16 protein-coding genes and 1 other RNA gene are annotated in these 21,735 nt (G+C 41.1%); 9 read left to right on the plus strand and 8 right to left on the minus strand.

The features are described from left to right. Positions 1 to 3,368: 3,368 nt before the first annotated feature. Entirely contained in the window at positions 3,369 to 4,025 is a 657-nt protein-coding gene (locus tag ABWV55_RS05565; RefSeq protein ID WP_353291172.1) for an SAM-dependent methyltransferase, read from the plus strand. A 2,668-nt stretch (positions 4,026 to 6,693) separates the two neighbouring features. Here ABWV55_RS05565 and nadA read toward each other — a convergent pair. Continuing rightward, positions 6,694 to 7,626 carry a quinolinate synthase NadA gene (nadA, locus tag ABWV55_RS05570; RefSeq protein WP_353291173.1) on the minus strand — a complete coding sequence of 311 codons (933 nt, stop codon included), beginning with the start codon at positions 7,624 to 7,626 and terminating at the stop codon, positions 6,694 to 6,696. Positions 7,627 to 7,686: 60 nt separating this feature from the next. On the opposite strand from nadA, the gene ABWV55_RS05575 reads away from it, so the two are divergent. Continuing rightward, on the plus strand, positions 7,687 to 8,529 hold the full coding sequence (locus ABWV55_RS05575; protein ID WP_353292608.1) for a TIGR04168 family protein: 843 nt from the start codon (positions 7,687 to 7,689) through the stop codon (positions 8,527 to 8,529). A gap of 1,007 nt (positions 8,530 to 9,536) precedes the next feature. Here ABWV55_RS05575 and ABWV55_RS05580 read toward each other — a convergent pair. Then, positions 9,537 to 10,346 (minus strand): TPM domain-containing protein, encoded by an 810-nt coding sequence (locus tag ABWV55_RS05580; RefSeq protein WP_353291174.1) that lies wholly within the window; start codon positions 10,344 to 10,346, stop codon positions 9,537 to 9,539. 31 nt (positions 10,347 to 10,377) lie between these two features. Here ABWV55_RS05580 and ABWV55_RS05585 point away from each other — a divergent pair, with 31 nt between their 5' ends. After that, positions 10,378 to 11,571 carry an SAM-dependent methyltransferase gene (locus ABWV55_RS05585; protein ID WP_353291175.1) on the plus strand — a complete coding sequence of 398 codons (1,194 nt, stop codon included), beginning with the start codon at positions 10,378 to 10,380 and terminating at the stop codon, positions 11,569 to 11,571. Here ABWV55_RS05585 and aroB read toward each other — a convergent pair. Beyond that, positions 11,525 to 12,640, minus strand: coding sequence for a 3-dehydroquinate synthase (gene aroB / locus ABWV55_RS05590; protein WP_353291176.1), 1,116 nt, complete (start codon positions 12,638 to 12,640; stop codon positions 11,525 to 11,527). The genes ABWV55_RS05585 and aroB overlap by 47 nt on opposite strands. Before the next feature lie 47 nt (positions 12,641 to 12,687). On the opposite strand from aroB, the gene ABWV55_RS05595 reads away from it, so the two are divergent. From ABWV55_RS05595 to ssrS, 3 genes are all read left to right on the plus strand, one after another. After that, positions 12,688 to 13,560: a sugar ABC transporter permease gene (locus tag ABWV55_RS05595; RefSeq protein WP_353291177.1), complete on the plus strand. Its 873-nt coding sequence runs from the start codon at positions 12,688 to 12,690 to the stop codon at positions 13,558 to 13,560. A 77-nt stretch (positions 13,561 to 13,637) separates the two neighbouring features. Further along, the gene (locus ABWV55_RS05600) at positions 13,638 to 14,798 is read left to right on the plus strand and encodes a 5-(carboxyamino)imidazole ribonucleotide synthase (RefSeq protein ID WP_353291178.1); all 1,161 of its coding nucleotides are present in this window, start codon (positions 13,638 to 13,640) and stop codon (positions 14,796 to 14,798) included. Positions 14,799 to 14,805: 7 nt separating this feature from the next. Beyond that, a non-coding RNA gene (gene ssrS / locus ABWV55_RS05605) (6S RNA) lies at positions 14,806 to 14,986 on the plus strand. A gap of 39 nt (positions 14,987 to 15,025) precedes the next feature. Here the strand turns inward: ssrS and ABWV55_RS05610 are convergent. Together ABWV55_RS05610 and clpS are read right to left on the minus strand one after the other, a co-directional pair. Then, complete coding sequence (locus tag ABWV55_RS05610) at positions 15,026 to 15,301, minus strand: DUF2103 domain-containing protein (protein WP_353292609.1); 276 nt, start codon at positions 15,299 to 15,301, stop codon at positions 15,026 to 15,028. 340 nt (positions 15,302 to 15,641) lie between these two features. Then, positions 15,642 to 15,938 (minus strand): ATP-dependent Clp protease adapter ClpS, encoded by a 297-nt coding sequence (gene clpS / locus ABWV55_RS05615; protein WP_353292610.1) that lies wholly within the window; start codon positions 15,936 to 15,938, stop codon positions 15,642 to 15,644. Between the two features lie 70 nt (positions 15,939 to 16,008). Between clpS and petN the strand changes: the two genes are divergently transcribed. Then, positions 16,009 to 16,110 (plus strand): cytochrome b6-f complex subunit PetN, encoded by a 102-nt coding sequence (petN, locus tag ABWV55_RS05620; RefSeq protein WP_353291179.1) that lies wholly within the window; start codon positions 16,009 to 16,011, stop codon positions 16,108 to 16,110. A gap of 943 nt (positions 16,111 to 17,053) precedes the next feature. On the opposite strand, the gene psb29 is transcribed toward petN, so the two are convergent. Further along, positions 17,054 to 17,701 (minus strand): photosystem II biogenesis protein Psp29, encoded by a 648-nt coding sequence (gene psb29 / locus ABWV55_RS05625; RefSeq protein ID WP_353292611.1) that lies wholly within the window; start codon positions 17,699 to 17,701, stop codon positions 17,054 to 17,056. A 79-nt stretch (positions 17,702 to 17,780) separates the two neighbouring features. Between psb29 and clpP the strand changes: the two genes are divergently transcribed. Together clpP and ABWV55_RS05635 are read left to right on the plus strand one after the other, a co-directional pair. Beyond that, positions 17,781 to 18,374 carry an ATP-dependent Clp endopeptidase proteolytic subunit ClpP gene (clpP, locus tag ABWV55_RS05630; protein WP_353291180.1) on the plus strand — a complete coding sequence of 198 codons (594 nt, stop codon included), beginning with the start codon at positions 17,781 to 17,783 and terminating at the stop codon, positions 18,372 to 18,374. Beyond that, positions 18,374 to 18,529 (plus strand): DUF2256 domain-containing protein, encoded by a 156-nt coding sequence (locus tag ABWV55_RS05635; RefSeq protein WP_353292612.1) that lies wholly within the window; start codon positions 18,374 to 18,376, stop codon positions 18,527 to 18,529. The genes clpP and ABWV55_RS05635 overlap by 1 nt, the downstream gene beginning before the upstream one ends. On the opposite strand, the gene ftsH is transcribed toward ABWV55_RS05635, so the two are convergent. Together ftsH and ABWV55_RS05645 are read right to left on the minus strand one after the other, a co-directional pair. Beyond that, positions 18,519 to 20,435: an ATP-dependent zinc metalloprotease FtsH gene (ftsH, locus tag ABWV55_RS05640; RefSeq protein ID WP_353291181.1), complete on the minus strand. Its 1,917-nt coding sequence runs from the start codon at positions 20,433 to 20,435 to the stop codon at positions 18,519 to 18,521. The genes ABWV55_RS05635 and ftsH overlap by 11 nt on opposite strands. A gap of 59 nt (positions 20,436 to 20,494) precedes the next feature. Continuing rightward, complete coding sequence (locus ABWV55_RS05645; RefSeq protein WP_353292613.1) at positions 20,495 to 21,724, minus strand: ABC transporter permease; 1,230 nt, start codon at positions 21,722 to 21,724, stop codon at positions 20,495 to 20,497. Positions 21,725 to 21,735: the final 11 nt, after the last annotated feature.

Genomic DNA, 21,735 nt, shown 5'->3' on the forward strand with positions numbered 1-21,735 from the left:
TGTACAAGACGCTGACGTAACATAAGAAAACAGTTAGGTAAAGATACAGGCACGTTACTAGAATAGCAACATAATGGTAACTGTTTTTAAATAAAGTAAAGAAGAGGGTTTATTAATAATTGATCGCTAAGTTAATTTTTAGTTAATCATATCTTTACTTTTTAATTATATTGAATATTATATAAATTTCAACAAGCTAAATAGTTTAGCCCAATAATTAGCAGTTTTATTTATAAAAAAAAGAGGTTAATAAAAACCGCAATTAATTATATATTAAGAATAATTTAAAAATTTAATACTATAGTTAGACAGACTTAACTCAACCAGTTAATAATTAGCCTGACTAGATTGCAAAAAATATTGCTAATGCAATAAGATATTTACTGTATAATTTGTTTGTGAAATAAAACTATTATTAATGATATAAGTATCTATCCAATAAATAGTTCCCGCCAAAAATTTTTTAAAAGTTAAAAATATTCATACTTTTATGAGCTTAGGACAAAGGGCTAATCCTAATAAAACTTATTTTTATAATCACGTCATATTTCTGAATTAAAATCTTTAAGAATTCAGTTTTAACTATATTAATCAAACTAAGGTTAGATTATAGACACAATAACGCTTGTATTAAAGATTTTATAGGATTGAATGATTTAAATATTATTATAGTAATAAGGTAATTTAATTACGATAAAATCTCTATAAGAGATTAAACATACACTCATAATTTTTTTCTATAAATTAAAAATATTAACTTTTAATCAGTACTATATAAGATGTTGCGATAGTTTAATAGACATGCTAATAACAAAATTATATAATATAGTATATTTAAGTATACCATACTATATATGGATAATTATCGTGCAATTTAGTACATTTGTATTTCTTAGAAAATTAATCTAAAATCATATTATCTAAACTTCTAAATGAAGATTTAGGCAAAGTAAGATAATGATAAAACACGATATAATAGTAACTATATATAGATAATTATCCATATTAAATATTAAGATTTAAACCTTTATTAAGTTACTATTTTAAATTATTAATTTAGAATTATCAAAATTTCTTTGAGATAAATAGAATTAATTTCCATCAATTAAAATTTGCATACCTAAATAAGTAATTATAGCAATCATTCGAATACTTACTAATTAAATTAATTAAATATCTTCAATTTTTAAAGTTTATACTTTTAAGGTTAAAAAATTATTGATTAGACTGACTATCCAAGACAAATTGTTTAATATTTTAATTTAGTTTTACGGTAAAAATTACTATAACTATATTCAGAGCTTATTATATATCTGACATTTCATTTTCTACTTTTGATCAAAAAATTTTTATATAAATTAAAAATAAGATTTGTCATTTATTCTTAATTTCGGATTAGTTTAATAATAAAGAATCTTGATTTAGGATAGATAAGAATTGTGATAGTTTCTAATAACTATAGTTTTTGGCATATAAAATTTGTATATGTTTTTCTAAATAAAGTTCTAAAAAGCAGATAGCTGGCCTAATCAGCTAATATTTTATAAATAGCTGTATATGCTGTTTTTAATTAAATATTTTAAATTATTCAACATAATAATATTTTTTATTTCTATAACTTGATACAAAGTTATGTATTTATTCTTAAACCATTCTATATCATAAAAGTTATCATTAACTGATATTAATTTTGTTTAATTAATGATAAGCTTTAGGATACATCAATGAAATAAAATTAATTATAATCTTTTACTTTTAGATGGAGCCAAGGCTATAATTGTGGGTAAAAAATTTAATTCTAGTTTATTTATCTGGCAGAAGTGCCAATAATTTACTGTCTAAAATTATCTTCTACTAAATTATTTAAGTACTAATTTTGAGTTAAAAAGTCCAAAATAATTAACCTCACTAATTTTTGTGGGTATTAATAACTGCCTTTCATCTAATAATTTTATTCTCTTAGTAAGAATCTTTTTATAATTGCATTTAATCAAATTAGGACAAAATTTTATCTTTTAATACGTATGAACAATAAATATTCTATCGATCATATAATATCTAACTATTTACTAAAATAGTTAGAGATAATCAGCAATTCTATATTGAGTTATTCAGTAGAATTTATTTAATTAATAAGTTAATATTATCTTATAATATACGAATTTAAGTTAACTATTAAGTAATTTTTAGAAGACTAATTTAATTGATTTAATTATATTTTTATCTTAAATTATACTAAAGTATTAAGAATAAAACTGGTAAACAGCTCATCAGCTGTAGAAATAGCTCTTTATTGAAAGAAATAGAATGTAGTGTAAGAATTAATAAATCTCTAATTAAAAAATGTAACTAAAATAAGGTTAGTAACAGTAAAGATTTAAGGGAAACGCCATCATATTTTATGATTTATATCTTAAATATAAGTCACTTATATGATTTTAATAGTAAAGACTAAGCTAAACCATTGATTATGAATTAACTTCATGTTTAGATTTTTATTAATATATTTAATTACCTATTATTTACATAAAAATGCTAGTCAAATAGACTTTGATATATGTTATCCACCAGTCAACACTAATTAACAACTATTTATATAGCTGATAATGACTTATCATTAGATTTACATTTATTAGGCAAAGAAATAACCTAAATTCCTAAAATTGACTATTTTCTAATTATTTAGCTAACGTAAAAATTTTACTTATTTATAAAAATGCAACAATTTTTTCTATCTTATTTATTTTTGAGATAAGAATATTTAATTTTATTATGATATGACTCCTTAACTTTTAATTTGTTAAGCTTAATTCATGAATTTAAGTGAACTCTATCTGCAATTTTTTGAAATAGCAAGGTTTCGACATGTTCATAGTCATTGGTCTACTTTAGATTCATCTAAGTGTTGCTTCTGGGCTTTGCCCTTTTCTCTAATGGCACAAACACGTAAAGAATTAGTATTACTAGGCGGAACCTTTTTAGTAGGCCTTAGTGCCCTTGAAATTTGTCTACGAATAGGAGGCTTTTGATACATTAATTTATTTATCAGATTTAGGACTCGCCAAAATTAATGTTATTATTGAACTGTATTCAATACGCTTAATATTTTAGCTAAGGTTTAATTAATATTGCTTATTCCTATGACTTGACCAATTTTAGGCACAAACCAATAGAATTGGTTAGAGATATTGCAAAAAACTCGTTTGTGTATTATTTAAAGCTTATAAAGCTAGGTTAGTGAATAACTATATAGCTATATTAGAATTTACAGTTCCCGTTATTGAAAGATCAGTGATTACCATGTACGACAGCTTGACTAAATCGGTTTGCTTTGATCGTGTTTCATCATTTAGAATGTGAGTTCGCTTATGTCTGCTACTCAAGTTCTTAAAGAACACCAACGCTACAAACTTGATAACAATGATGACGCTCTCTTTTATAGTGAGCCTCGCTTCGTTTATCACTTAGACGCTGGATTTCGAAGTCGTTTAACTACCCTATACAGACAGCGCATTCCATCTTGCGCTGTCGTTCTCGATCTGATGAGTAGTTGGGTCAGTCACCTTCCAAAGGATGTAATTTATGATAAGGTAATTGGCCATGGACTAAATACTGATGAATTGTTGGCGAATCAACGTTTAGATTCGTATTGGATACAGAATTTAAATCGTGATCAACGTCTTCCCCTGAATGACACCAGTGTCGATGCTACATTGATCGTAGCTGGTTGGCAATACCTTCAACAGCCAGAATATATCGCTAGTGAACTTTTACGAATCTCTCGCCCGATGGGGCAAATAATTGTTGCATTTTCTAATCGAATGTTTTTCACAAAAGCACCACAAGTGTGGACTGATGGTGATGATAATGATCATCTTAATTATGTAGCATCAGTATTAATAGCTCAGGGTTGGCTCACTCCAGAGATTATTGTAGAAAACAAGTGCTCTGATAATTGGATGAGATTGTTTGGAAAGAGATGTGATCCATTTTTTGCTGTCATCGCTACTAAACCAAAACCGTGATTGACTCAATTCTGAGTGATAACAGTCTCTTCTTATATGATTCTTGAATCTGTAAGGTACATTTTTTACTGTATAGCCCTCTCTACTACAAAATAATCAGTTTATTTTTAATTTAGCAGTTCTCTGTACATCCTAAACTTTATTTATGCTATTTAAAATTTTCGTTTGGTTTATTATGAGTTCATATTTTGCTGTGTACATATATCTTCTGAAATCTAGTCATAGTAATAGACCTTAAATCACTAACAATCAAATGTTTGATAAGTTACTCTTTCTTGTAAAGATCTCAAAAATGTGAAGCAATTTCTTTCTCTTTTTAGTAAGAGAGTAGCTCAAGTGATTCATCTAAAAACTCTGATTAAGATGCGTACAAGATTTTAAAGATTTACAAGCTTTACTTTCTAAAAGCAGATATTTTCCTCAATTTTTAAGATAAATTGTACTGTATCTTAATCTTAACATATTAGCACGGATAGCAATGCGCTTTATATTGACCAAATTATACTTTAAACTTGGTATCTATATAGATTTTATATTTCCTATTTTTGCAACCTAAAATCTCTGAATGTAATCTTTCGGTAACAGTGAAACTGAAAATTCACTAAAGAATCCCCACTGTCTAAGTATGATTTAATTATCAGGTAATGATAATATTTTTCTTAGTTATGAATTGATTTAAATCTTTAGCATGTATTTATTAACTATGATTTTGCTATTTGCAGTAATTGACTGATTTAATTTGTTGTTAGCTAACTTGTTTTTATTTGCAAAAGTTATTAATATTGATAAAATTTTAATATCTTATGAATTTAATTTAAGGGGCAGTAATAGGAAGTTTGATAACGAGTGTAAATGCCTAGGCTTAGATTAACTTATATAAAGCTAATTTTGGATTTGACTTATCTTCGGATGCCATCCGTTAATAGAAAAATCTATTTTAATTAATCATAAATCTAGAAATACAATATTTTATTCATCTTAATCAGCAACTTTCTAAACGTTTTATAGTTATATCGTCTTGCTAAGCCCCGTCTCTACCCTCAAATCTCAAATTGTGAGACTAAGTAGTAGTGGCAAAACTATTGAATTTTAAAAGCAACAACACACTTGATTGAAATTAACACGTAGCATCAAATTCTTGTCAGCAGATTTGATGAGCTATGATCTTTGTCAGTTTAATTTAACTTTTCTGAAGGGTATAAGGAGTACAAGTCTTTAAAAAACTATCTATAGCAACTTGTTTAAACATTTTTAGCGCAGGTTAGCCAGATCCTAATTAATAGCTTTCTTACTTTTCTCTTGCGTAAGTAGCTTATACTCAGATCCTGACAATCGTTAGACTAAACCTATGAGTATGCAACAACAAAATAAAATATCGATAATAGCAATAGATTCCAATAATTATCAGCCAAAAACACGCCAAGATCTTGGTATTCTATGAATTAGCTAATTCATTAAATAGTGAGTCAAACTAATGTATAAGTTATTTATTAATAATTGAGAGCTATCCTAGTAAAGATAATAATCTGATTCTGATAACCGATATTAATACATTTGATTCATATAGTTCTGAGGTTAATACACAGAATACTAAATGGAAGTAAAGTCAATTTAATTATTAATCCCATACTAAAATAAGAACAGTCAACAGAGCAGCAAATACTAGGAATGGGGTGATGATGGTCAAAATAGATTGTGTCATTATCAGTAATGCCTGTACCCTATAATTATTCTTGCAGCATGTGTGAACTGTCAATTTTCTGAAATCGACTGAGATTTTTAAATAGCCTTAATTATTATTAAATATATTTGCTTAAATAAATCTGTTTACTTTAGCCCGTTCTAAACTATATTTATTCTGGTGATTTTAAAGATTAAATATAATTTAAGAGAAAACTCTAACAAATAATATTAACTTTGAAAAAATTGAAGTCTAAGTCTGATTCCAAATTATAATTAGTGTTTTAGTTCAAAGTCTGCTGACAGTGGCATCAAAATTAGCAAATTAATTGTGTTTAATCTTTATTTAAGTTAATTAATAGTGTTTTAATTAAAAAATAAATTTGGTGACAACATATTACAAAAATGAGCAGTCTTGCCTATTATCTGGTTTGTATTTCTTATTAATAAGTTACAACTTTGTTGCCAATTCATCTTTATATCAAATTTGTAGTAATTTAAATGCAAATTTGATGTCACGATCTTAAAGAAAATTTTATATTCTCTGTATTATAGTTTTTCTATGTAATTTTTTGGATGCGAATTAACATTTTTATTTAAGTAGTTACTAACATAATTTTCTTTGCTTAGTCATATTAATTGCTAAATATTCTGTATACTTTCTAGATTAATTTACGCGGTTATCGTGGTCGCAGGTGATTAAAATGCAAAAAATAAATTTTATGAGTCTGGTTAAATGTTCACAGTGCAATAATAAATTTTAGTATACTCAATCAACCCATGGCTTTTAAGGCCACATTAATTCCGCAGATTAATAATAAGGTATAATTAATTTCTCTTGAGATATGTTGATAATTCACTGTTGCCATACTGTGTATCTGGTTACTGGTTAGTTAAAAGACTTAATTTATAAATTGTATAACCTGTATATCAAGGTGAGTTAATGTAAAGTTAGCTATCATGATAAGAAGCGGTTTTTTAACCATATTTAACTACTCATTTCCAGCATCTTTCGAATCGGGAGTAAAGCCTTTTGTCTCAGGCTTTCTTCCATTTCGATAGTGGGTTTCAAGGTATCGAGGCACCTATGCAATTTTTCGAGTGTGTTTAAACGCATGTAAGGACAGGAATTGCAACTACATCCATCCACACCCGGCACCTCTATCAGAGTCTTGTTAGGAACCCGTTGCTGCATTTGATGAAGAATTCCAGGCTCCGTTAGAACAATAAAGGCTTCTGAAGAACTGATTTCAGTGTGATTCAGCAACTTGCTTGTAGACCCAATGAAATCCGCAAGCTCTAATAAATGCTCTTGACATTCGGGATGGGCGATGACTTCAGCTCTGGGATGTTCAAGTTTTAGTTGAAGTAAAGCTTCCTCGCTAAAAGCTTCATGCACCGTGCATCGGCCCGGCCATAGGGTCATCGTCCTATTACTTTGTCGTTGCACCCATCGACCAAGATTCTGATCCGGCGCAAACAAAATCGGACGATCTTGCGGTAGTTGGTTAATGAGATCAACAGCATTACTGCTAGTGCAAATTAAGTCACTTTGCGCTTTTACAGCAGCTGTACAATTGATGTAACTCACAACAAAATGGTCTGGGTATTGATGCCGGAATGCAGCGAAAGCATCGGCAGGGCAGTCATCAGCCAGTGAGCATCCGGCATCAAAATCAGGAATGACGACGGTCTTGTTTGGATTGAGTATTTTAGCAGTCTCTGCCATAAAGTGAACGCCACAGAAAGCGATCACATCGGCTGTAGTAGCAGCAGCTTTTCTAGACAACTCGAGTGAATCACCGATGAAGTCAGCGACGTCTTGAATTTTAGGAGACTGATAGTAGTGTGCCAGCACGACTGCATTGCGCTGTTTTTTGAGCCGTTCGATCGTTGCGACCAGGCCGTTGTCAGCGATCATCGGGACCGGGAAGCGGCAGGATGGAGACCAGCCTAGGCAAAAGCTCTGACAGATCTACGAATCGCGATTGCTGGAGACCTTCACGGCGCTTGGGGAGATGCGGATGAAAAGCTACTGAACTTACTCCGGCCGGATGCGGTGTTATTTGTCGGAGACCTCAGTAATGGGAATTTGCATCTGACACGAAGGATTGCTTTACTCCCCCACCCTGTGGCTGTGATCCTTGGAAATCATGATTGTGGGTTTGACAAAAACGGAGGGATTCTGCACCAACAATTAGTTCTTTTGGACGATTGTCATTGCGCATGGAGGGTACGTCGGTGGGAACGTCTCTCACTTTCGGTAGTTGGTGCTCGACCTTGCAGTTCCGGTGGTGGATTTCATCTTTCTCAAGCTGTTAAGGCAGTTTATGGACCAGTGACGTTGGATCAGTCAGTAGAAAGAATTCTTTCTGCCGCCGCCTCTGTTCCTGCTGACGAACCTTTACTGATACTGGCTCATTGCGGACCAACGGGGTTGGGATCCAATCCCGATAGTCCCTGTGGACGCGACTGGAAATCACCAGCAATCGACTGGGGAGACCAAGATTTATCGATTGCAATCGATCGAATGGCGGTAACACGCCCGCCTGATCTGGTGATCTTTGGTCATATGCACCACGCTCTTAAGCGCGGTTCAGGGTATAGGCAAAGCCTTACACAGGATCGACGCGGCACTGTTTATTTAAATTCAGCATGTGTACCTCGAAGTGGTCTAGATCAGCAAGGTTGCCCCTTTTTCCATTTTTCATGGGCTGAATTCAGCGGTACTTGTTTAACTCACCTTAGCCATCGCTGGTATGCACCAGATGGTAAAGTCAAGTATAAGGAAACGTTTCCTTTAATGAGACCTATGCGGCACTGAATCCATGTCTGCAGTAGCGGTCACACGTGTGATCACTTAATTTGAGATGTGGTTGTTTTATAATAATTGCATTGGTTTAATGGCAGACTTTTAGTTTCTTTTTTTATTATGCTTGCCTGACGATATACAGGCCAGTTTTGCTACTAGGACAGCAGTATAACCTAGGTTAATGTATTCAGAATTGGTTTTGATTTAACGCTTGGTAATCTTAACCTTTGAAAGCAATTCTTTCAGAGCAGATTAGGATAGAGATCAACTAACTTAAAAGTTAATTGATCTCTATCTCCGGAGTTGTTCTGTCAGCTATAGTAAATTCGGCAAAGAGTAATTAAATGCCCCTTTCGCTTAGAATGATGTTCCCGTCAAAGTAAGATTACCGGCCAATTAAAAGCCATTCTGATGCCTAGGTCGATTCGCTTTGGTTGTGTATAGAGAGGGAAACTGCCATTGCACTGTCTACCTTCTTTGAAGATAAGCTGGAAACGTGTAGGACAGAAGTTTAGGTTGCATGTACTTTATGTTAAATCTGCTTTTGTCTACCTTCGCGTCTAAAGAGCGGCAGCTTTAACGGGCTTGACCCTGCTTTTTGTTGGTGTTTAGTTGAGTTATTAATTGTTGATGACATCCATGGCATATTACAGATTAGGCACTAAAGCTTTGATAATGTCCCAATTTATTTTGTTTATAGAAGCTCTATGCTGTCCAAGAACAGTTTTTATTTAACGTTCAGCACTCAGTAAGCTTTACTTCAGTATCTTCGCGAGGCTATCGATGAAGCAAAATTTTGCATGTTCCAGATCTTATTAGGAGTCTTAGCGCTATTTACGATTTTGGATTCCACGATCACTACCGAATTACATTAGCCTGAAATTGGGAATGCTGGTCAGGCCCTATTATTGTGGTCAGCCTCTTAAGCTAGGGATCGTTTTGCAATATGCTAAATTGCTAAACAAATAATTTGCACAGGATCCAGAATCCGCCCACACAGCTCGACTTCGAATCAACTTTTACCCGTTTGATTTATTCTGGAGTCGACGGCCTATGGTGGCTTGCGCGATAAGGTAGGCTGCTGCCCCTCCTGATAAAAAGCCGAGGGCGTTTCTGATTAGGGGCAGCCATTCCTCTGTGCGGGTCACCACCGGAGCGATGCCAAAAATGCCGAATAGCATTGCCCATAGAGGCGATAGCAAAAGCAGCCAGGCCCAAGCAACTGTTTCAGTCTCTTTGCGTGGGTAAGCCGCAAATCCAGCGATGAGTCCTCCTAAAACTGATGTACTGAAAGTCCAAAGCCATTGCTCAAGGGGCAGCCCGGGAACGACCTGACATCCGCCACGATCTAAGCAGATTTCTATTGCATCAAGTGCACCCAAAATGGCACCATCCTCACCGTGATCTTTGACGTAGTATTGATTGCCAAAGCGGGTCTGTAACTCAACCCAGTAAGTTCTGGGCATCATGGCGAAGTAAGCATCACCAACATTGATGTTCAGCAGATTACCGCCCCTGGGATCCGCTACTACCAGAAGACTTCTTTCGTCGAGTCCCCAGAATTCACGAACGGCCAGGCCAGGCGTTCGTTCGTATTGCGTCAGCACTCGTAGTTTCCATCCTGTGCGTTCTTCTAACTTTCCTAGCGATTCTTCTAATCGAGCTTGTTGGGTGTCGCTAAAAATGCGAGCCAAGTCAATGACAGGTGTGGGGTGATCGGGTAATAGATCGGGATTATCGTATGCCAGCACCGGAGCCGCAACGCCCCATAACCCAATGGCCGTAGCCAGCACCGTGCCCCATAGGACCTGAATGCAATGTGTTCCCATGGACCTGCTGCATTGACGAGCATTCTCTCCAATGGAACCGACGTCTGCGGTGTGCCCGACCTGGCTTGCGATGCATCTGAAACAAGCCGGCGGTGTGATCCCGTTCCGCCAGTTTATGCACCTGGCTTTAAATGATCCAAATCATGGCTTTTACGGCGCTGGAAGAGCTCTTATAGCGCCAAACGGAGATTTTGTAACTTCTCCGTCTCTCGGATCCGATTTCGCTGCTCTTTTGGCGGCACAAGTTATGCGTTGGCTTCAGGCATTCCCGGTTGAGATTCCAAAACTCTCGCTTGTAGAAATCGGTCCTGGAGAAGGAGATCTCCTTGCCGATCTGATCGACGCCTTGATAGATCAGGCGCCTCATACTCTCCATCGTCTCGAATTGGTACTTGTAGAGACCAACCCTGGAATGCAAAAACGGCAACGGTCACGCTTGTCGAATCAAGTGGCGGTGCCGATACGTTGGTGTTCGCTGGATAACCTTATGGCTTGTCCAGTTCAGGGCATTGTTTTGGCCCATGAATTGCTGGATACCTTGCCAGTGGAGCGACTGTCCTTTCATGAGGGGATGATGTGGCAGCAACTCGTGGCACTCAATGCAAATGATTTTTTAACGTGGTCGCGACGCCCCGTGCCACCCCCTCTAGCCGAGGAAGTGGCACGGGTATGCCGACGATGTAAAATTGCTCTGCCTCCTAGAAGCGCTAAACCAGGTTGGACCACAGAATGGCACTGCGAATCTCCGAGGTGGTTCGGCCAAGTGAGCCGTGCTATCAGGAAAGGGATTTTACTTGTAGTGGACTACGCTTTGGAGGCGAGGCGTTATTACTCAGCCTGTAGATACAATGGGACGTTGATGGCTACCCGCGCGCAACAAGCTGGTTTGTCTCCTTTGCAATGTCCCGGTTTTCAGGATTTAACCGCTCACATATGCATTGACATCGTCCAAGATGCAGCTATTCGATCCGGCTGGACACCTCTCGGTCAGATGAGGCAGGGTGAAGCGTTGCTAGCTCTCGGTCTTGCAGAGCGGCTGCATAAATTGCAATCGCTACCGGCCACTCAGTTGCCGGAAATACTGCGGCGACGGGAAGCACTCCTTCGATTAGTGGATCCAAGCGGACTCGGTGATTTCCGTTGGCTGCTTTACGGCAAAGGACTGCAATTAGATAGATTTAAGTTGACAACCGCTCCAGACAGTGAAGAATTTCCTCGCGAGTAATGTTGTCCCGAATATTAACTGTCCCGATTGCTGTGGGCATCACTAAACGAAGTTGCTCATCTCGTACTTTTTTATCACCCTGCATAGTTTTAATTACGTCATCGGGCCTTAGATCCGGCCAAACAGTAGGTAAGCCTGCTTTGACAATTAAACGACTTTGGCGATCGGCATCGCAACGCGACCAACTGCCTAGTTGAACAGCTAGTTCGCCAACGGCAGCCATACCAATTGCCACTGCTTCGCCATGAAGCCAAGTGCCATAACCACAGAGGGTCTCCACAGCATGACCAAAGGTATGTCCATAATTCAGGATAGCCCGTAATCCACTCTCTCGTTCATCAGCGATCACTACACGCACTTTGGCTGCTGCGGAGCGTTGCAGAATTGATTCAAGTTGAATTTGTCCTAATCCTTGAGGGCTACTAGGATCTTGACAAGATTCGAGTCCGTTAAATAATTCAAAATCCCCGAGCATCCCATATTTAATTACTTCAGCCATCCCTGCCCGGAACTCCCTGAGAGGAAGGGTATTGAGAGTACTTGGATCAATCAACACCAGTTTTGGCTGGTGAAATGCACCAATTAGATTCTTCCCACCAGGGTGATTGATACCTGTTTTGCCTCCGATCGCTGCATCCACCATCGCTAATAACGTTGTCGGAATTTGTATAATCCCGATTCCCCGTAACCAAGTAGCTGCTGCGAACCCGGTTATATCGCCAACGACGCCACCACCAAGAGCGAGCATTATCGAGTTGCGTTCTAATTTACAAGCGAAAGCCGCGTCGTGGATTTGAGCCACGGTAGCCAGATTCTTTTGTTGTTCGCCAGAACCAATTGTAAGCATTTCAACGTTGAAATCCTGCTTTTTCAAACTATTCAGGCAAAGATCACCATAGAGCTCAGCGATATCTGAGTTACTGACAACAAGAACTTTACTGCCTGGTTTTACGCTACCAAGCAGTAGTTCTTCGCCGACATTCCCTAGGACACCATTGCCAATCACAACGTCATAAGGGTTGCGCTCTAAGCCGACATTAATTCGGCAAGGTGTGACAGTCATGGCCATGAAACTGATGGAATCCCTATTACTCTCCCAACAGTGAACTTAGATCTGTGCAAGATAATCTGACGGCTTGGGCATTTTTACTGCCGGCACTGCTTTTGATCAGCTTATCGATTTTGATCCCAGCTGTAATGACATTGGTGATGAGCGTCAACGCTACAGGTCTAGATGTCAGTGAGCCATTTCAATTTATTGGCCTAGCGCATTTTCAGCGGCTTTTAGTTGATCCAATGGCGCGGCAAGTAACACTTACCACATTTATTTATCTTTTGGGTGTAGTGCCTCTCACTATTGTGGGATCCCTAGCATTGGCAGTCCTAGTAAATCAAAGGCTTCCTGGTAAGAGTTTTCTCCGCGGTGTGTTCTATACGCCAGTACTCGTCTCAGTTGTTGTGGCAGCAATTGCTTTTCGTTGGCTCTACGCTGAAAACGGGCTAATCAATGGTTTGTTGTCGGTTCTTCTCGGAGAAGCTTTTTCTCCTATTGGTTTTCTAACAGTTCCTCAACTGGCTCTTCCTGCTGTAATGCTTGTCACCCTCTGGAAGAGTCTTGGCTATTACATGGTGATTTTTCTGGCAGGGCTTCAAGGCATTCCAAAAGGGTTATATGAAGCTGCTGAACTCGATGGAAGTGAGGGGTGGAGGCAGCACCTAGATATTACTTTTCCGTTAATGCGTCCTTATATCATACTTGTGGCGATTGTTTCGTCGATTGCAGCAACTAAGGTGTTCGAGGAAGTGTTTTTGATGACGCAAGGCGGTCCAGCCAATGCAACTCAAACCATAGTTTATTACGTTTACGACCAAGCTTTTACTGAACTAGAAATTGGTTATGCCTGCACACTAGGATTGGCCCTTTTCCTAATGGTACTAGTCTTGACTTTAGTACGATTGGTGTTTGCTGGCGATCAACCCCCTGCTTAGTAAATGAGTTTGTTCAATGAAGTACCGAGTTGCAATGACAGGGTAGCGCTGGCCCTGGCATGTTCAGTGCAAATACAATGATTGGCGTAGTCGGTGGTGGGCAGTTGGCGCGGATGTTGGTGCAAGCAGCCCGCACGCGCTCGATCCCTGTAGCAGTACAGACCAAATGGGAAAACGATCCTGCCGTTGATGGTGCTGAGCGTGTCGTAGTTGCAGATCCGCGCGATGTGGCTGGGACACTCAAGCTTATGGAGGGGTGTGACGGAATCACCTTTGAAAATGAGTGGGTGAGTATCGATGCTCTGATTCCCTTAGAACGACAAGGGGCTTGCTTTTATCCAGCTTTGGAAGCTTTTGCGCCTCTGGTCGACAAGCTTTCTCAGCGTCAGCTACTCGAAGATTTAGCAATTCCAAGTCCTCTCTGGTGTCCGCTAAGCCAGATTTCCCAGGCTCAGCCAGGCCTACCACAAGGTTGGGATTTTCCCGTTATGGCGAAAGCAGCCCGTGGTGGATATGACGGCAAAGGCACTGCTGTTATTAACAATGTCGATGCTTTGGCACAATTGCTCCGCTCAGTTGAAATCTCGGGTTGGTTTTTAGAAGCTTGGGTCCACTTCGAACGCGAACTGGCCCTTGTGGTTAGTCGAGACGCTAATGGTCGACTGAGAAGTTTTCCACTCGTGGAGACCTACCAAAATTCCCGGGTTTGTGACTGGGTTTTGGTTCCAGCTTGTGTAGAACAGGCTGTTGAAGCATTGGCCTACAACATGGCCGCATCGCTCCTTACCAAACTCAATTACGTAGGTGTTCTAGCTCTTGAGTTCTTTTATGGTCCCTCTGGACTACAAGTGAACGAGATTGCACCGCGGACACACAATTCTGGCCATTTTTCGATTGAGGCCTGTACTAGTAGTCAGTTTGATCAGCAGGTTTGCATAGCTGCAGGTCTGCCGACACCGATTCCAGAGATGCGAAGTGAAGGAGCCTTGATGGTTAATCTCCTCGGTCTCGATCCTGCACAAGCCACCCCACTTGCGCAGCGTCTAACAGAACTTCGACAACTTCCTAAAGCTCACCTTCATTGGTACGGCAAGTCGCCGGAATCACCAGGCCGCAAACTCGGCCATGTGACTGTACTACTAAATGCCAAAGACGCAATTGGACGGCAACGGGAAGCTCGGTATGTCTTAAGGGTTGTCCGACAGATTTGGCCCGGATTGTCAGTCCATCAAGACTAGACTCGCAGACGAACTGCTGTGTTGGTGACAGCCTTCTCTAGTGCTCTGATCTGACTCTATTTCGACTTGGGGAAGCTGTCGTGATGGTGACGTAGACCGGTCTTGTAACCGGAAACGAAATCACACTTTGACTCCCCTTCTGGTTATCCAGGTCGATCACGGTTGGCTCACGGCATGGCGGTTCATCTTGATTATCACTGCGATTAGTGTTTGACATGATCAAACCCTTAGGGTCGATGCCGCTCCAATGCACTTTGAAGTTGCGCTTGCTCCAAATTGGTCACGATGAAGACTTCCTGAACGCTACTTCCTTTGCGAGCTACCAATTTGTAACCTCCACGAATCGTGGTTGATACCCTCAGCTGAAGCGATTGGCTACGTCCCTTTACTCGGTTAATGACTGCTGGCGTGATGGTCTGGATACCCTGCTCACAAGCAAGCGACTTCAACCAAGGGATCAACCCCTCGACGTAAGTGCTATGGGTAATCACGACCCTCCCCACACTCAAGCCAAGATCCAAGAACCAGTAGAAGATAGCGGGTATAGCTATCCCAGAGAGGGAGGGTTTTAATTTTTGAGCTGTAGTTTTGAGGTTGTATTTAGTACTTTGCGTTTTCTCGCTGCCGGTGGGCCCCTAGTTAATGCTCATAGTGATTATCCGGTTCACCTACTGACGGCGAAGGGTACGCCAAGCAACGAAATTATTGGTAGAGATAGAAAGCGTGGTCCGGAGCGTACAACGATGCGGTTCATCGTTACTACGGAGAACAACACATTTGAGAACTATAAAAGGCCTCTACGCCTCACCAAAGCGACGCGTAGGCTTCACAGTTTTGATTTACTTAACAGCGATCCAATGGAGCCATCGTTAAGCCCTCCATCTGCAGTTGTTGGTGATAGAGCTCCGCCTGTTCCAACGGACCACGCCACACCTCTGCAGATCCCTGTCCATCAATACGGTTTGCGAGTCTCCATGCATTCTCTTCACTCATCCCAGGGATGATTTTGCGTAAACAGTCCACAACATGTTGAAAGGTGTTGATGACGTCATCGAGGACGATGACACGCGCCTCTGGGTAGCACTGTGTAGTTTTCTCTCGCTCCAGTAGCGTCGATGAAGAGGAACTAGAAATAGCCATGACAGTAGTCGTCAAAAGATCAAAGTCGGTCTGAGACCTGGGTAGAATGTAAACGATTGAACCGTAAACAATGTTATTCACCGTGGCATGGGCATCACTCGCTGCTGTATTCAGCTTTTCTATTGCAATGGTTGTCTGGGGTCGCAATGGCGATGGCACCCTAAGATTCTGACCACGCTGCGTCGTCGGGTCCTCCAATGTTGAACCAGTCACTTATGGCAGTAGCAGTATTTTTATTGGTTTTCATTAGCGTTGCTGTAGTTTACCTTTCTGCTGTTGAGTGGCGAGATCGCCGTCGCCGTGCGGCCGGTCAATCCACCCGCTAGGCTAAAGCGTTCAAACCTGTCCCGTTTTTTAGTTAGTCCATCGCCACTTTTACCTCTTAATTTGCCCCTTTACCCCGCTTGCATGTACCATACTTTGTAACGCGAGGTAATTTTGGATAGTCTGACAAAGATTATGCCGGGAACGTTGCCCATGGTTCAAACTAACACCATTGGATCGTCTACCTAGCAATAGGTATACAATATTATCAGTTTTAGGCTTAAAACTTCTTACTGAGGAATCTGGTTAGAAGAATATTTTAATCCAGACCCAAGATTTTTACTCAGCTTAGAAAGGCTTGAATCTTGGCTTAGGACAGTGCCCATAAGCTTATTGATATTACAACCATAATATACAATTACTTGGCTATTTTAGTAGCCTTTATAGTAAGATTTCGGGCTTTTATTTAGTTAATTAATTAAGTAGAACGACTGGAAACCAGATAAGCCTAGAAACTCATCGCAGGGTTTAAGTAAGGGTTCTAGTTCTACTATCAGACTCTGATCTGAGTTGAACTTGTCTCGAGATGCTAAACAACGCGCTGAGTCTGCGATAGTTATCGTTGGATATCAGCTAAGCGAAAATAATACTTAGAATCTACTCTTTGGCAATCAAGGTATTTCTATCCAGACACGAAGTCGATGGTCTCTAATATGGTTGTTAACCGTCGGGAGGATATTTAAGTGACACATTACCAGATCATGCCCACAGTTTGAGATAGGGTAATGCCTTAATTTAGCGATCGAGAACTATTTGAATCGGCCTCAAACATCTTGGTGCCAACTTGAAAGTCAGGTTTCACTGCGTTGCACTTGTTCGGCCTGGCGACGCTCTTTTTTACGACGTTCTGCCGCAACAGTCTCCTTAACAAGCTCAATAGACATTGTCATACGTTCGCTATTGGATGCAAAAAGACTTAGATCCTTTTCTAATCGTTCTGCCGGAAGATTAAGACTGTCGGCTAGCTCCTTGCAACGTTTGCGTAAATCGGCTTCGTTAGGCTGATTTACGCCACCTTTGGCTGTTTGAAAAAGGCGAAAGACACCAATGGCCATAAGTCTCGAATAATGAGCCCCATCAGCTAAGCGTTGTGAGGCCAAATAGGACTTCATCTCATCAACGGATTGTAATTTGGCGGCAGCGAGGCATGATTCTGATTCGCGTCTTAACGCGTCGGCTTCGAAGCCGTTACTACTGCAAAGAGCCTTAAAAAGCCGACTGATTTGATCTTCGGGTCTGTACCCCCGCGAAAAAGTATCAAAAACAGTGCATAGCCCTACTGCAAAGAGCGGAGTGGTTATGAAACTGCTTTGGTGACTTAGAAGATGCAGCTCCACTAGAAGTTCATCAGCAAGGCGCCTATACAATGGTCCAATGACATGGGGGAAGGCCTGATGAAACGCCCGTTTGCTGTCTGCTATGGTCTGACGTTCGGCCAATGTTGAATTCCAGAATGGATGGCGAAACCTTAGCGTCGCAGCCATCGCCGTTAGGATTATCCGGTTCGCTGAAGTAGACATGATCCCGATCGTGATTGAAGAGTCCGGCCGGGGAGAAAGGGCCTTTGATATTTATTCACGCTTGCTTCGTGAGCGCATTGTGTTTCTGGGCGAGACCGTAACTAGTGATTCGGCCAACCGGATAGTTGCCCAGATGTTGTTTCTCGAAGCAGAGGATCCTGACAAAGATATTTATTTGTATATAAATTCCCCTGGCGGTTCTGTTTACGATGGATTAGGAATTTTTGACACCATGCAGCATATCAAACCAGATGTGCATACCGTCTGCGTTGGACTTGCTGCAAGCATGGGTGCTTTCCTCCTATGTGCTGGTGCACAGGGAAAACGCAGTAGTCTTCAGCATTCGCGTATTATGATCCACCAACCCCTTGGTGGTGCAAAAGGACAAGCAAGCGATATTCGCATCCAAGCTGATGAGATTCTTTATCTAAAAGAGCGTTTAAATACAGAACTTTCTGAACGAACTGGTCAGCCTTTGGATCGTATTCAGCAAGACACGGATAGGGACTTTTTTATGTCTCCTTCTGAAGCTGTCACCTATGGTCTGATTGATCTAATTATCAACAAGCGTCCTGTACAAGCTATTACTTGATTATTCAACACCCACCAAAAATATGTCCTGTGTGTAAACTTCCTTTTAAGTACCGTAAGGCCTGGAATAAGTGTTGGGACAAAGTTATTTACTGTTCCGAACGGTGCCGTCGACGTAAGAATTTAGTCAAAGGCAAGAATTCAGCTAAGCATTAAGGATAGTACGTTCCTTTTCAGGAATATCAACAAATTCAGAAACAACCAATTTAAATTCATCGCCACTCATTGTTTCTTTCTCAATTAAGATTTCTACTAGTTGATCCATTGCTTCGCGATTAGCTGCTATTAGAGCAATAGTTTCATCGTAATAACACTTTACCATGCTGCGGACTTGAACATCAATTTGTTGAGAAATTGATTCGGATATTTCATTCCGGGACATCAAATCTCTACCAAGGAAAACTTCTTGACCACCACCTTCAAGAGCAATGGGGCCTAAGTCACTCATCCCGAGACGAGTCACCATGTTTCGAGCCATTGAGGCGACTTGTTGAATGTCACCACCAGCACCGGTCGTGACTTCCTGATGACCGAATACAACATCTTCAGCTGCTCGACCGCCCAGTGCACCCATTATTCGAGCTTTAAGTTGTGAACGGGTGACCAAGGTTTGTTCTTCGTCGGGAGAAAACCAAGTCAGACCTCGAGCCTGTCCACGAGGAACAAGAGTAACTTTTTGGACAGGATCATGATCTTTCACTAAAGTACCAACGAGAGCATGGCCAACTTCGTGGTAGGCAATCAATCTCTTACTGCGGCCGTCGGTGAGGGGAAGTCCCTCCATACCGGCGATAATTCGATCAACAGCATCATCGACTTCACTTAATCCGATCGCATCCTTACGACGGCGAGCTGTTAAGATTGCTGCCTCATTCATCAGATTCGCAAGATCAGCACCCGTAAACCCAGGAGTTCGACGAGCAATACTTTCCAGGGATAGTTCACTATCAAGCTTCTTGTTACGACTATGAACAGTTAGAATGGAGAGGCGGCCTTTGATGTCGGGAGCGTCGACTGTAACCTGACGATCAAAGCGCCCCGGGCGCATTAAGGCTGAGTCGAGAACATCGGGACGGTTAGTAGCCGCAATAATTATGATTCCGCTATTCCCCTCAAAACCATCCATCTCCGTGAGTAACTGATTGAGAGTTTGTTCCCGTTCGTCGTTACCACCGCCGATACCAGCTCCCCGCTGACGGCCAACAGCATCGATCTCGTCAATAAAAATCAAACAAGGACTATTTTCCTTCGCTTTTTTGAATAAATCACGAACGCGACTTGCACCGACTCCCACAAACATCTCAACGAATTCAGATCCGGAGAGTGAGAAAAAGGGAACACCGGCCTCACCAGCAATGGCCTTTGCCAAAAGCGTCTTACCTGTTCCAGGTGGTCCAATAAGCAGCAAACCGCGCGGAATTTGAGCTCCAACAGAGGTGAAACGCTCTGGTTGTTTCAGAAACGTAACGACTTCTTGAAGTTCCTGCTTTGCCTCAGAAACACCAGCAACGTCGTCAAATTTTACTCCTGTTTCGGCTTTCATCATAAAAAGAGCCTTGCTCTTACCGAATTGCATGGCCTGGCCAGGACCGCCGGGCATGTTGCTATTGCGACGAGCCAGAAAAATCAACGAACCGATCAGCAGCAAAGGGAAAAGAAGATTGCCCAACAAACCAAGTGCCGGTGGAGCGCTCCGCGGGGGATGTATATCAAAGCTAATCCCCTCTTTTTTGAGTGTGTTAATTAACTCTGGGGCTAAGCCAGGCAGGTCAACGCGTAAACGTTGAACGCGGTTGTCTAAATCTGAATCGATAGCTTCTACAACAGCACTGCGGCCGCCGTCGTAGATGTCTACTGCCGTCACGCGTCCGGCTTCGACATAATCAAGAAAACGACCGTAGCTCATCCGTGCAACCGCTGTGTTGCGAGGAGCAGTGATTTGACCGCCGTTATTGGTGCCCATTACGCCGATCCCACCATTGCTTACGACTTGCCAACCAATCAGTAACACAACGCTGATCGGCAAAAGCCAGAGAGCAACAAGGCGCCAGCGCTGGTTCATGAGCCCGCGAAGATTGATGCGTAAGCTTAAAGGGAATTATGAGTCCACCGAGGATGATCTCAAAGGCTTCGGAGCGCCACGATCGGATCTAAGTGAGCCGCCCTGCGCGCAGGCAAAACGCCGAAGAACAGTCCGATCGATCCCGACAAACCAACGGTGACAAACACTGTATTCATTCCGATGTTTGCTGGAAGAGGTGTCACGGCTGCCATCAAACCAACGGCACCAAGGCCAACTGCTGTGCCAAATACACCGCCAAGGCTAGAAAGCACTAGGGACTCCACCAAAAACTGTTGGAGAATATGACTACTGCGCGCACCAAGTGATTTTCGTAAACCAATTTCTGCAGTTCGCTCGCTCACGGACACCAACATAATGTTCATGATTCCGATGCCACCTACCAGAAGGGAAATGCCCCCGATGGCCGCAAGCATTAACGTCAACCCTCCGGTGATAGTTCCAACGATCGTGAGAGCATCTTTTTGAGACCTCACAGCAAAGTCATCATCTCGAAGGATTCGATGGCGCTGCCGCAGGAGGTTAGTAATTTGAAACTTCGCCGCTCCAGTACTACTGTCATTCCTAGCCTCGACACTGATGAAACTGAGACTAATCCCGTACGTTGGATCTCGACCGGTGAAACGATTTACCATTGTACTTAAAGGTATGTAGGCATTTTCGTCCTGATTACTTCCAAACACAGCCCCTTTTGAGGCCATGATCCCAATGACTTCAAAGGCTTGACTTCCAATGCGCACCTGCCGACCGAGAGCATCACCGGTAGGAAAAAGTTTGGTCTTTAGGTCAGGACCTAAAGCAACCACAGCTCGCGCCGATTTTTCATCTTCGTTGTTGATGAATCGTCCGCTGGCGATCTCAAAACTTCGAACAGGAACAAAGTTTGCAGTGACCCCAGAGATGGAGCTCGTGGCACTTCGAGCTCCTGCCTGAACTACTTGACTGCTTGTGATTTGGGGGGCTACCCGCTTCACGCTAGGAACCTGTTCTTCAATTGCAGCCGCGTCTTCGATCACCAAGGTTTTTGGGAGAACAGTCCCCCTCCGACGGGTGTCACCGTTGCCTGGCACAACGAACAGTACATTTGCACCAAGGCTGCTGAGCTGTTCTTTAACAAGTTCTTGGGCGCCACGACCAACACCTACCAGAGTGATAACCGAGGCGTTACCAATTACAATGCCCAACATAGTGAGCAAACTTCTTAATCGATTGCTTCGTAGGGTTGTGAGCGCCATCCGCACGGTTTCCGTTGGAGGCATCCGGCGAACCACAACGTCTGAGC

This window comes from Synechococcus sp. M16CYN (assembly GCF_040371545.1).
Lineage (GTDB): Bacteria > Cyanobacteriota > Cyanobacteriia > PCC-6307 > Cyanobiaceae > Parasynechococcus.

Coding starts and splice junctions, on each gene's coding strand:
- ABWV55_RS05565 (WP_353291172.1), top strand. CDS start 3,369: ATGTCTGCTACTCAAGTTCTTAAAGAACACCAACGCTACAAACTTGAT.
- nadA (WP_353291173.1), bottom strand. CDS start 7,626: ATGATCGCTGACAACGGCCTGGTCGCAACGATCGAACGGCTCAAAAAA.
- ABWV55_RS05580 (WP_353291174.1), bottom strand. CDS start 10,346: ATGGGAACACATTGCATTCAGGTCCTATGGGGCACGGTGCTGGCTACG.
- ABWV55_RS05585 (WP_353291175.1), top strand. CDS start 10,378: ATGGAACCGACGTCTGCGGTGTGCCCGACCTGGCTTGCGATGCATCTG.
- aroB (WP_353291176.1), bottom strand. CDS start 12,640: ATGGCCATGACTGTCACACCTTGCCGAATTAATGTCGGCTTAGAGCGC.
- ABWV55_RS05600 (WP_353291178.1), top strand. CDS start 13,638: ATGATTGGCGTAGTCGGTGGTGGGCAGTTGGCGCGGATGTTGGTGCAA.
- clpS (WP_353292610.1), bottom strand. CDS start 15,938: ATGGCTATTTCTAGTTCCTCTTCATCGACGCTACTGGAGCGAGAGAAA.
- petN (WP_353291179.1), top strand. CDS start 16,009: ATGTTATTCACCGTGGCATGGGCATCACTCGCTGCTGTATTCAGCTTT.
- clpP (WP_353291180.1), top strand. CDS start 17,781: ATGATCCCGATCGTGATTGAAGAGTCCGGCCGGGGAGAAAGGGCCTTT.
- ftsH (WP_353291181.1), bottom strand. CDS start 20,435: ATGAACCAGCGCTGGCGCCTTGTTGCTCTCTGGCTTTTGCCGATCAGC.